The 11,886-nt window shown below is 57.6% G+C and carries 8 protein-coding genes; 2 read left to right on the top strand and 6 right to left on the bottom strand.

What is annotated here, in order from left to right; all coding sequences use genetic code 11:
- Positions 1-154: 154 nt before the first annotated feature.
- From DFR37_RS19050 to fghA, 6 genes are all read right to left on the bottom strand, one after another.
- A complete protein-coding gene (locus DFR37_RS19050; RefSeq protein ID WP_113934775.1) occupies positions 155-1,333 on the bottom strand; it encodes an alpha/beta hydrolase in 1,179 nt (392 codons plus the stop codon).
- Between the two features lie 20 nt (positions 1,334-1,353).
- Positions 1,354-1,896, bottom strand: a complete 543-nt coding sequence (locus tag DFR37_RS19045; protein ID WP_113934774.1) for a VOC family protein — start codon at positions 1,894-1,896, stop codon at positions 1,354-1,356.
- A gap of 48 nt (positions 1,897-1,944) precedes the next feature.
- Positions 1,945-2,970 carry a TRAP transporter substrate-binding protein gene (locus DFR37_RS19040; RefSeq protein WP_113934773.1) on the bottom strand — a complete coding sequence of 342 codons (1,026 nt, stop codon included), beginning with the start codon at positions 2,968-2,970 and terminating at the stop codon, positions 1,945-1,947.
- 40 nt (positions 2,971-3,010) lie between these two features.
- Positions 3,011-3,523, bottom strand: coding sequence for a flavin reductase family protein (locus DFR37_RS19035; RefSeq protein WP_242341727.1), 513 nt, complete (start codon positions 3,521-3,523; stop codon positions 3,011-3,013).
- Between the two features lie 11 nt (positions 3,524-3,534).
- The gene (locus DFR37_RS19030) at positions 3,535-4,602 is read right to left on the bottom strand and encodes an LLM class flavin-dependent oxidoreductase (RefSeq protein WP_242341726.1); all 1,068 of its coding nucleotides are present in this window, start codon (positions 4,600-4,602) and stop codon (positions 3,535-3,537) included.
- 284 nt (positions 4,603-4,886) lie between these two features.
- The gene (fghA, locus tag DFR37_RS19025) at positions 4,887-5,759 is read right to left on the bottom strand and encodes an S-formylglutathione hydrolase (protein ID WP_113934771.1); all 873 of its coding nucleotides are present in this window, start codon (positions 5,757-5,759) and stop codon (positions 4,887-4,889) included.
- A gap of 203 nt (positions 5,760-5,962) precedes the next feature.
- Here fghA and DFR37_RS19020 point away from each other — a divergent pair, with 203 nt between their 5' ends.
- The gene (locus DFR37_RS19020) at positions 5,963-6,688 is read left to right on the top strand and encodes a hypothetical protein (protein WP_113934770.1); all 726 of its coding nucleotides are present in this window, start codon (positions 5,963-5,965) and stop codon (positions 6,686-6,688) included.
- Between the two features lie 470 nt (positions 6,689-7,158).
- Positions 7,159-11,883 (top strand): glutamate synthase-related protein, encoded by a 4,725-nt coding sequence (locus DFR37_RS19015; RefSeq protein WP_113934769.1) that lies wholly within the window; start codon positions 7,159-7,161, stop codon positions 11,881-11,883.
- The last annotated feature ends 3 nt before the right edge of the window (positions 11,884-11,886 follow it).

Genomic DNA, 11,886 nt, shown 5'->3' with positions numbered 1-11,886 from the left:
CGCTATATGCCCGCCAGCCGAGCGCGCCACCCCTATTTATGCCGTGGCAAGCAGGTCGGCTGTATCCGTGGTTGCGAAGCTTCATCGAGAAATCCAGTGTAGAGCTGCGCCAGCTTTGCCATGTAAACAGGTGTAGAGGTCTCCTATAAAAGAATCAAATGTCAACCAGCTTGCGGGACATCACCCAGTCATCAATAAGGGACGCGGCCTGATCCAATAGCTCAGGCTGCCCTTTGTAATAATGGGTAGCACCTTCGATGACATGCATAGTCTTGTCCTGCGCCACAGCGGCATTGAACATCATTATGGGATGAGGCTGTGGGACGGCGTCATCCGCCTCGTTCTCTATCACCAACAACGGTTTCGAAATCTGTGCGATGCAAGCAAGGCCATCCGCATTCGTATCATCGATCGACCATTGCGACAACCACGACCTCAACGTCGAGAAACGTCCTAGCCCCACCGGGCCATTATTGGCAGTTTCAGGATTACCCATATAGCACCATCCAGGCCGTCGGCCATTGGGGTCAAGGGCCGGGTCAAGGAATCGGGGCTCGGCCATAGTGCGATGAGTCACAAAACCACGCTCCATTTCCAAGGTGTTACGGCGTCTCAGATCATCCAGGGTCTCAAGTACCCTTTGGCGTATCTTGCGCATACGGCTCAGTTGGGCAGCTCGATATTGCGAAAGATAGGCGTTTGAGTAAGGCGGACGGTTGGGGTTACGCGGGTCGTAAATATCTAGATCAAGGATGCGATCGTCCGGATTGTTTTCATCTTTTACCGATGGATCAATCATCTCCGAGAGCATGCGCGCACGGGAGATATGAGCAGCCTGAAAAACGACGGCATCCGCGGGGATCAGCCCCGCACCAATAATGTCGATAGCATCACCCGCAGGAGTCTCTGTAATGCTGGGATGCTCGGCCTGCGACTGGTAGAACGTAGTCAACGACCCGCCACCACTCCAGCCCATCAGAACAACTTTCTCGTACCCCCACTTTTGCTTGGCTTCGCGGATATAAGCACCAAGGTCAATGATCACCTTTTCCATAATAAGAGCGGCATCATTCTTGGCAAACCTGCTTCCCGCGCACAGGACATGGAACCCCATTTGCGCCAGCTTCCGAGGCATCGGAAGCAACTGAAGGGTTGAGGATGGATGCATGAACACCATAAGCGTCCTGGAAGGCTCATTCTCAGGTTTCATCAAAATGCCTTCCAAATTAACGGTACCATGACTGCCCGAAAACCCATATGTCTCTACAAAAGACGACGTTTCGTCAAAGGCAATATGAATCCATTCGCTGACGACCGTACGCTGTATGTCCATCAAAAAGCCTCCTTATGAAATTAGTCCGGTTTTGAAGTCGCCTCTTGGCCAACCCCACTACGCCCGGCTCGTTTGATTTTGGTCCATTCATCCAAGGACGCTCGTGCATTTGCGCGTGCCTCGTCCAGATACTGAGGCGTTTCGGAACGAATGGTAAATTCCAGACGTACCCCATTAGGATCGAAAAAATAGATGGAATGGACGAAATGATGATCGACGATGCCAATTACATCGACCCCTTGGTCTTCCAGCCGTTGCCTCATAACCAGCAGCTCTTCGCGCGAGTCAACCTCCATCGCGAAATGAGGAATCCATATGGGCATGTCTGGGTGCAAAGTGTTGCCCTTGCCATCGTTCACATCGAAAAAGGCAATATATGAGCCATCGCGGAATTCGAAAAAAATGTGTACATAAGGCATACACTCGCGAGTGGACGGTACGATGTCGGCACTGATAATGTGTGCAAGCGGCAAACCCAGAATGTCTTCGTAAAAATGGCGGGTCTCCTCGGCGTCGACACAGCGCCAAGCGACATGATGAAGCCCCTTCACAGAAATTGTCATAGTAATGCGTCCTTTAGCTGAAAATATTGGAAGAAGCCTTTGCCTCCCTCAGTTGGCTTTGTAGCGGCCGACCTCCTCGCGCACCATCTTGAGAGCGGCCTCGCCATCGACACCACGCTCAGCCATGGTCGCGATCCATTTCGTCCGGGCACCCTCCATCTTGGCCTTCAGCTTTTCCAAGGCAGCCCCCTGAATCTGTATATGCTGGCCACCATGCTCCTCAAACTGCTTAATACCATATGCGCGCTTTTCATCCCATACCTTGCCCATGCGCTTGGCAAAAGCCTCTCCGGACAACGCAGTAATCGCTTGCTGATCCTGTGACGAAAGCCTGTCCCAAGACTTCTGATTCATGACCAGAAAGAAGCTAGCGTTATAAAACCCGCCATCGACCGTCGTTCTGTGATGCAGATAGTCAGTCATTTTCATTTGAGGGATGCTGTCGGTAGTCAGGAAACTCCCGTCTACCACACCGGATGAAACCAACTCGAAAATCTGTGACACCGGCGCCGCAACGGCGACCCCTCCCCCCTGCTTCATCAGGTCGGATGTGATCGGGCCAACAACCCGGATCTTTAGGTTCTTCAGATCGTCCAGGCTGTTAATAACCTTATCTTTGGTAAACAACTCACCAGGAGGTTGTACATGCAACGACAAAAGCTTGACTCCAGCGTACTCGTTCAACTTGCCGAAGAATGCATTATGCGTGCGCCAATAAGCCACCGACAGTGCTTCGGCGGTGTTGCTCAGAAATGGCAACTCCACGCTTTCACTAGACGGAAAACGACCAGGCGTATAGCCCTGGGTACTCCAGGTGATGTCGGCCACGCCCTGCCTGGCCAAATCAAATTGACGCGCAGGCGGCCCGAGCGACGACGTTGTAACCTGAATACGCACCCGCCCTTCGGTTGCGGCAGCGATATCGTCGGCCCAAGGCTTGATGACATCGGTAATGACAAAATGGCTGGGAGGCAACCAGTTATTTAGCTGCAAAACCGTTTGAGCCTGAACCCCAAACACCGGTGCGGCCAATATCAGGCCCGCCACATATTTTCCAATTCCAAGCAACTTCATCGAGCTTCTCCTGTGTGAATTTAAGCTATCCCTAACGAACTCATGCTAAAGGCATTGCACGGTGATAACGGCTGCCAAGAAAAAGCAACGGGTCTCCGCCACGGTTATTGAACCGAAGAATTTCACCGATGAAAATCATATGGTCGCCACCGTCAATGCTATTCCGTAGACGGCACTCGAAACTGGCGACGCAATCCGAAATCACAGGCACCCCATTGATACCTGGCTCCCAGTCGACATTACGAAACTTGTCAGCCAGGGGACGGGCAAACTGGCTGGAAATGTCAGCCTGTTCCGCAGTCAGTATATTTACAGCGAAATAGCCAGCTTCTTCGAAAGACTCGCGGTTAGGCGATTTTTTTGCGAGACTCCAAAGAACCAACGGCGGCTCCAGTGAGACCGATGAAAACGAGTTCGCAGTCAATCCGACTACTCGACGCGCAGGCGCCATCGTCGTCATAACAGCCACCCCAGTTGCAAACATACCCAACGCAGCACGTAATGTTGTCGGGCAGATCTGATCGAAGGCGTCTTGAGCTTCAGACGGGCTCAACCCTCCGTGCATCAGACCACCCCGCTCGCACTTTGCAATTCGTTCTGGGCTATACGATGGTGCACTCGCGGCATGACTTCCTCAGCGAACAACCTCATTGAGCGATGAACTTTTTCTTTGGGAAGATGGCCGAAATTATGAAGCGTCATGATATGCGACACACCCATGTTGTACAGTTCCACAACTTTGTCTGCAATAGTGTCCGGCGTACCGAACAAAGAGAGCCCACTGGCAATAATGTCGTCGTAAGTCTGGCTTTTTGCATACAATCGTGTTCTGACGTAAAGGTCAAAACTATCGGCCGCCGCCTCACGTATTTCGTCCTCAGATTCGGCAACATGCGTGTGGAACACAAACGCGGTATCACCCGGCCCGGCGGGCTTGCCACCCTCTTGCCTGCCACGCTGAAATTCACCAGCCAATTCGCCAAGCTCGCTCCAGCAATCCAGAGTGCCGTATGGGACACACATCATATTGTGTCCTTTAAGACCAACGTGGTAAGCGGCTTCCTTCCTGAGAATGGCGACGGCTATAGGGGGGTGGGGCTGTTGTATCGGCAGCACGTTCAACTGGACACCATTGACCTGGTTGAACTTGCCCTGGTAGCTCAATCGTTCGCCTTGGAGCAAGCGTGTGACGATCTCCAGATTTTCGTCAAATCGCTCGCGCTTTTCGGCACCGTTGATCCCATAACCATCAAACTCATGCTTCAGATACCCCGACCCCACTCCTAGAAAAACCCGCCCATTGGACAGAATGTCAGCCATGGCATAGTTTTCGGCCACCGTCAGGGGATTATGAAATGTCAGAAGTGAAATGGCCGACCCCAAACGAATACGGCGAGTCTGAGCTGCAAGGTGGGCCATCATGATTGCCGGGTTCGGAACCGTACCGTACTCGTGAAAATGATGCTCCGCAACAAAGAATGTGTCGTAACCCAGATCGTCAGCCAACTTCGCCTGGCCAATCACTTCGGCATATAGCTGCTCAAGGGTTCTTGCATGCTCGGGATACTTTTCAGTAGGATAATGATCCTGCACTGAAAACATCGAATACCGTATATTTGCGTCCTTGGCCACTTAGGCCTCCTTATCCGTGTTAAGTCAACTGTCTTCACTGTAAGGGACCCAGCGCAACTTGTATGTCCCCGTGCCAGGGGACGTGAACTGACGGTGTGGGGCCTGACTCAGAGCATATCGCGCAAAGGCAATTACTTGGACAACGCATCAAGCTCAAATTAAAAGGCCTGAGCCCGGTGCAATACCGAACTCAGGCCTTAAGCCCTTAACCGCCAACTGTTCAACTTTTAGGCTCAGACCAACAAAAGGGCAGCCTGCTTATCAATACGAATCAAACGCGGAAACTACTTTGCCTTCAGGCGTTCGGCGTGAAAGCCGACGTGGTCTTCCATGAAGGTGGAGATAAAGTAGTAGCCATGGTCGTAGCCTTCGTGGCGGCGCAGTGTCAGCGGCTGGCCGGCCGCGGCGCAGGCGGCTTCGAACTCGTGCGGATGCAGCTGTTCGGCCAGGAAGTTGTCGGCCAGGCCCTGGTCTACCAAAATGCCTTCAGGGAATGGGCACTTGGACTTGGCCATCAGCAGCGAGGCATCGTGGCCGGCCCAGTCTTCCGGATTGCTGCCCAGATACCCGCCCAGCGCCTTATGCCCCCATGGGCACTTGGATGGAGCGGCAATCGGCGCAAATGCCGATACCGAACGGTATTTGCCGGGATGGCGCTGCGCCAGCACCAAAGCGCCGTGGCCGCCCATGGAGTGCCCGAAAATGCCCGCCCGACCCGCATCGCCTGGCAAAGTGGTGGTGGCGATTTCATGGAGCTCGCCCGCCACGTAGCTTTCCATGCGGTAATGCTTGCTCCAGGGCTCTTGCGTCGCGTCCAGATAAAACCCGGCGCCGGTGCCCATGTCCCAGCCATCGTCCTCGCCCGGCACGCCGGCCCCACGGGGGCTGGTGTCAGGCGCAACCAGCATGATGCCGTGCTGGGCCGCAAGGCGCTGGGCGCCGCCCTTGATCATGAAGGTCTCTTCCGTGCAGGTCAGGCCCGCCAGGTAAAACAAGACGGGAATGCGCCCAGCCTTTGCCGTGCCCGCGGTGGCGGTGTCGGGGATGAACACTGAAAATCGCATGGGCAGGCCAATAGTGCTTGAATCGTGTTTATAAAAACGCTGCACGCCGCCAAAGCAGCGGTGCTCGCTCAACAACTCTAGTTCGTGCGCCATCAGGCCTCCTTGAATGAACCGATTACAGACAAAACAGCCGCCTTATTAATTAATAAGCGGCATGGATAAATTTTCGACTGAGCAGCCACTACATTAGCATGCCGTGACCGGCTTGGCCCTGGCTTTGCTATGCTAGCCGTTTGCAACGCGATACCCTAACATTACTCGCCGATGCATCGCAACCGACTACAAGCAACCCGACTATGGCCCGACTGCCGCGCCTTTACGCCCCGGACATTCCGCAGCTTGCGCAAGTAAATTTCGCGCACCCGCTGGCACTGCCTTCAGACCCGACCCCCGCGGCCAAGCTGGACAACCTGGCCCTGTGGCTGCGGGAAATCGTACACGAACAGCATGCGACCGTGCACGGCTGGGTGCTGCTTAACGACCGGCTGACGCTGCTTGCCACGCCGGCGGCCACCAACAGCCTGGCCCGGCTGATCCAGGCCTTCGGCCGGCGTTATGCGTCGCGCCTGCAGCATGGGCGCGTCTTTGCAAGCCGCTACCGCAGCGCGCTGATTCAGCCCGGGCAATGGATATTGCCGACCCTGGTCTGGCTGGACCAGTTGCCGGTGCAATTGGGATATGTAGATAAAGCCGAAGCCTGGCCCTGGTCTTCCGCCAGTTACCACACCGGCACGGCGCACGACCCGCATTCGCTGGTAACCGACCACCCCGACTACTGGAGCGACGGCAATACGCCTTTCGAACGTCAAGCCAAGTTTCGCCAGCGCCTGGGTCAAGGGCTGGCGCCGGCCGAAGCCATTCAGATCGAGCGCGCCCTGTTCGGCCAATGGGCGCTGGGCAAGCCCGCCTTCCTGGCCGAACTCCACGCCCAGGCCAGCCGGCGCCTGACGCCCGCTACGCGCGGCCGCCCCAAGAAAGCGCAGGCCGTTGAACCGCAAGACAAAACGGCAACGTCGTCCTAAGCGCCCACCTGCCGCAAATCCTGCCGCGCGGGCTGCAATTGCTGCACGCGCGCAAAGAAACCGAGATGCTCTGAACCAGTCCCGCGCTCAATAGGCCATTTGACGCAGTAGCCGGCAAAGCGGGATAACCTGTTCGGAGCATCCCTACTTCGCCCTGGCGCCCGCGTCCGCTTTGCGGCATTTTGTGGCGTTTTTCCCATAATCCGCAATGGCCGCGCCCCACTTTTTTATATGCGCAAAAACGCCGCCGCGCCTGGGTCGGCGCGGCATGATATTAAATTTATTTACAGGTTTTTTTATAATAATCAATGATTTAAACATGTCCCCATTATAATTGAATAGAAATATATGTCAATTAAATTAGGGACGCACCCCAATATAATTTTGTTGCACCACAAAAAAAACCGCAGTATCGTCGATTCCTGACCATACGCAACGCTTCTTCTGCGCGCACATCTGCGGAGCCCCACATGCCTGAAACCATAGCCCCATTCTCCGTCCCGGAGACTGTCATCGATGCGTCCCGCATCGGCCTGCCGGCAGCCCAAGGGTTGTACAACCCCCAAAATGAACACGACGCCTGCGGCGTAGGTTTTGTTGCCCATATCAAGGGCCGCAAAAGCCACTCCATCATTCAGCAAGGCCTGAAAATCCTGGAGAACCTGGACCATCGGGGCGCGGTCGGTGCGGACGAGCTGATGGGCGACGGCGCCGGAATCCTCATACAGATTCCCGACGCCCTGTATCGTGAGGACATGGCCGCAAAAGGCGTCACCTTGCCCGCCCCCGACGAATACGGCGTGGCCATGGTCTTTCTGCCTAAGGAAACCGCCTCGCGGCTGGCCTGTCAGCAAGAGCTCGAGCGCGCCGTGCGCGACGAGGGCCAGGTAGTCCTGGGCTGGCGCGATGTGCCCGTGGACTCAGAAATGCCCATGTCGCCCACCGTCCGTGCCGTCGAACCCGTCATCCGCCAGCTATTCATCGGACGCGGCCCGGACATCATGGTGCCCGACGCCCTTGAACGCAAACTCTATGTCATTCGCAAAACAGCCAGCCACGCCATCCAGCGCATGAATCTGGCTCACGGCCAAGAGTATTTCGTACCGTCCATTTCCGTGCGCACTGTCGTCTACAAGGGCTTGCTGCTGGCCGGCCAGGTCGGCCGCTACTACCGCGACCTGGCCGACACGCGTGCCGTCTCGGCGCTGTCGCTGGTACACCAGCGCTTCTCGACCAACACTTTCCCGGCATGGCCGCTGGCCCACCCCTACCGCCTCATCGCCCACAACGGCGAGATCAACACCGTCAAGGGCAATTTCAATTGGCTGCGCGCGCGTGAAGGCATGATGCAGTCAGCCGTGCTGGGCGACGACCTGCCCAAGCTATACCCTATCGTCTACGAAGGCCAGTCCGACACCGCCACCTTCGACAACTGCCTGGAACTGCTGGTCATGTCGGGCTATTCGCTGGCCCACGCCATGATGATGATGATTCCCGAAGCCTGGGAACAGCACGCCACCATGGACGAAAACCGCCGCGCCTTCTATGAATACCATGCCGCCATGATGGAGCCGTGGGACGGCCCCGCGGCCATCGCCTTCACCGACGGCCGGCAAATCGGCGCCCTGCTTGATCGCAATGGCTTGCGCCCAGCGCGCTACCTGGTTACCGACGACGACCTCGTCGTCCTGGCTTCCGAAGCCGGCACGCTTTCCATTCCCGAACACCGTATCGTCAAGAAGTGGCGCCTGCAGCCGGGCAAGATGTTTCTTATCGACCTGCAGCAGGGACGCATTGTGGACGACGACGAAATCAAGTCGCAGTTGTCCAATGCCCGCCCCTACCGCCAATGGATCGAACGCCTGCGCATCAAGCTGGAGTCGCTGCCCGCGCCCACGGCGGCAACGCCGATGGCCGCGCCTGCGCATTCGCTGCTACAGCGCCAGCAAGCCTTCGGCTGGACCCAGGAAGACTTCAAGTTCATTTTGAATCCGATGGCTTTCAACGGCGAAGAGTCCACCGGCTCGATGGGCAACGATGCGCCGCTGACCGTGCTGTCCAACAAGGCCAAGCCCTTCTACAATTATTTCCGCCAATTGTTCGCGCAGGTTACCAACCCGCCTATCGACCCGATCCGCGAACAGCTCGTCATGTCGCTGGTGTCGTTCATCGGGCCCAAGCCCAACCTGCTGGACATCAACAACGTCAATCCGCCGCTGCGCCTGGAGATCAGCCAGCCCGTGCTGGACTTCGCCGCCATGGCGCAAATCCGCAATATCGAGCAAATCACCGCCGACAAATTCCGCAGCTTCGAGCTTGACATCACCTACCCCATGGCATGGGGCCCGGACGGCATCGAAGCCTGCCTGGCCTCGCTGTGCTCGAATGCGGCCGATGCGGTGCAAAGCGGCTACAACATCCTTATCATTACCGACCGCAACACCACCAGCGAACGGGTTGCCATCCCAGCGCTGCTGGCCATCTCGGCCATTCACCTGCACCTGATCCGCCAGGGCCTGCGCACCAAGACCGGCCTAATCGTGGAAAGCGGTTCGGTACGCGAAGTACACCACTTTGCCCTGCTGGGCGGCTACGGCGCAGAAGCCATCCATCCTTATCTTGCCCTGGAGTCCCTGGCCCAGCAAGAAAACCCCGAAAAGGCCACAAAGAACTACATCAAGGCCATCGGCAAAGGGCTTAACAAGGTCATGTCCAAAATGGGCATCTCGACCTACATGTCGTACACCGGCGCCCAGATATTCGAAGCCGTCGGCCTGAATTCGGCGCTGATCAATCAATACTTCACCGGCACCGCCAGCAATATCCAGGGCATAGGCATATTCGAGGTTGCCGAAGAAGCGCTGCGCCAGCACCAGGCCGCCTTCAGCAACGACCCGGTGTTGCGCGACGCGCTGGACGCCGGCGGCGACTATGCCTTCCGCATACGCGGCGAAGAGCATATGTGGAACCCGGACTCCATCGCCAAGCTGCAGCACGCCACCCGTGCCAACAACTACAGCACGTACAAGGAGTACGCGCAGCTTATCAACGACCAAACGAAGCGCCACATGACCTTGCGCGGCCTGTTCGAGTTCAAGCTGGACCCGGCCCGCGCCATCCCGCTAAGCGAAGTGGAATCGGCCAAGGACATCGTCAAGCGCTTCGCCACCGGCGCCATGTCGCTGGGCTCCATCTCCACCGAAGCCCATTCGGTGCTGGCCGTGGCCATGAACCGCATCGGCGGCAAATCGAATACGGGTGAAGGCGGCGAAGACGAATTACGCTACCGCGAAGAAATGCGCGCGGGCAAAAGCACCATCAAGAAAGGCGACACGCTGGCTTCTTTCCTGGGCGCCGACCGGATCGAAGCCAATGTACCGCTGCAAGCCGGCGACTCGCTGCGCTCTCGCATCAAGCAGGTGGCGTCGGGCCGCTTCGGCGTTTCGGCCGAATACCTGAGCAGCGCCGACCAGATCCAGATCAAAATGGCCCAGGGCGCCAAACCGGGCGAAGGCGGCCAGCTTCCCGGCCATAAGGTGTCGGAATATATCGCCAAACTGCGTTACTCCGTACCTGGCGTCGGCCTTATTTCGCCCCCGCCGCATCACGACATCTATTCCATTGAGGACCTGGCGCAGCTGATCCACGACCTTAAAAACGCCAACCCGCGCGCATCGATCTCGGTCAAGCTGGTTTCGGAAGTCGGCGTAGGCACGGTAGCCACCGGCGTGGCCAAGGCCAAGGCCGACCACGTGGTAATTGCCGGCCATGACGGCGGCACCGGCGCCTCGCCCATCTCGTCCATCAAGCATGCGGGCACGCCCTGGGAACTGGGCCTGGCCGAAACCCAGCAAACGCTTTTGCTCAATAATTTGCGCAGCCGCATCCGCGTCCAGGCCGACGGCCAGATGAAAACCGGCCGCGATGTAGCCATCGGCGCATTGCTGGGCGCCGACGAGTTCGGCTTTGCCACCGCGCCACTGGTGGTGGAAGGCTGCATCATGATGCGCAAATGCCACCTCAACACCTGCCCCGTGGGCGTTGCCACGCAAGATCCGGAATTGCGCAAAAAATTCCAGGGCAAGCCCGAGCATGTCGTGAACTACTTCTTCTTCGTTGCCGAAGAAGTGCGTGAAATCATGGCGCAGCTTGGCATACGCAAGTTCGACGACCTGGTTGGGCGCGTCGACCTGCTCGATATGCGCCAAGGGCTGTCGCACTGGAAGGCCAAGGGACTGGACTTCAGCCGCGTCTTCCATCAAATTGACACCACCTCGCCGCTGCGCCAGACCGAAGGCCAGGACCACGGGCTGGAACACGCGCTGGACCACTTGCTTATCGAGCGCAGCAAGGCCGCCATCGAACGCGGCGAGAAGGTCTCGTTCATCACCCCCGTGCGCAACCGCAACCGCACCATAGGCACCATGCTTTCCGGCGTCGTGGCTTCGCGCTATGGGCACGACGGACTACCCGACGACACCATCCACATCCAGTGCAACGGAGCGGCCGGGCAAAGCTTTGGCGCGTTCCTTGCGCACGGCATCACGCTGGACCTGGTTGGCGAAGGCAACGACTATGTCGGCAAGGGCTTGTCGGGCGGACGGCTTATCGTGCGCTCGCCCAATGACTTCCGCGGTTTCGGGCCCGACCACATCATTGCCGGTAATACCGTGCTGTACGGCGCCCTGGCCGGCGAGGCCTATCTTAACGGCGCCGTCGGCGAACGCTTTGCTGTGCGCAATTCCGGCGCCACCGCGGTAGTGGAAGGCACCGGCGACCACGGTTGCGAATACATGACCGGCGGAACCATCGTCGTGCTGGGCGAAACCGGGCGCAACTTTGCCGCCGGCATGTCGGGCGGCGTGGCCTACGTATGGGACCCGCATAAAGTCTTTCGCGACCGCTGCAATCTGGCCATGGTCGAACTCGAGCCCGTGCTCAGCCACGCCGAACAGATCGAAGCCAACCAGATGCAAACCTGGCATAGCCAGGGCGGCGAACGCGCAACGGACGATACCATTTTGCGCCGCCTGGTCGAAGACCACTACCGCTACACAGGCAGTTTCCGTTCGCGCGACCTGCTCAACGACTGGCCGCTGGCACGCAGCGCCTTCGTCAAGGTCATGCCTATCGAATACCGTCGGGCCCTTGGCGAACTATGGCGCGCCACCAACCCCGAAACACTTGCCGCCTGAGGA

It is taken from the genome of Eoetvoesiella caeni, assembly GCF_003315175.1.
In the GTDB taxonomy this organism is placed as follows: domain Bacteria; phylum Pseudomonadota; class Gammaproteobacteria; order Burkholderiales; family Burkholderiaceae_B; genus Eoetvoesia; species Eoetvoesia caeni.
The sequence above is the reverse complement of the archived record's forward strand: the minus strand, read 5'-3'. Positions and strand labels throughout refer to the sequence as shown.

What these genes read in the sequence shown, in the direction of transcription:
- DFR37_RS19050 (WP_113934775.1), bottom strand. Translation starts at nt 1,333, where the DNA reads ATGGACATACAGCGTACGGTCGTCAGCGAATGGATTCATATTGCCTTT.
- DFR37_RS19045 (WP_113934774.1), bottom strand. Translation starts at nt 1,896, where the DNA reads ATGACAATTTCTGTGAAGGGGCTTCATCATGTCGCTTGGCGCTGTGTC.
- DFR37_RS19040 (WP_113934773.1), bottom strand. Translation starts at nt 2,970, where the DNA reads ATGAAGTTGCTTGGAATTGGAAAATATGTGGCGGGCCTGATATTGGCC.
- fghA (WP_113934771.1), bottom strand. Translation starts at nt 5,759, where the DNA reads ATGGCGCACGAACTAGAGTTGTTGAGCGAGCACCGCTGCTTTGGCGGC.
- DFR37_RS19020 (WP_113934770.1), top strand. Translation starts at nt 5,963, where the DNA reads ATGGCCCGACTGCCGCGCCTTTACGCCCCGGACATTCCGCAGCTTGCG.
- DFR37_RS19015 (WP_113934769.1), top strand. Translation starts at nt 7,159, where the DNA reads ATGCCTGAAACCATAGCCCCATTCTCCGTCCCGGAGACTGTCATCGAT.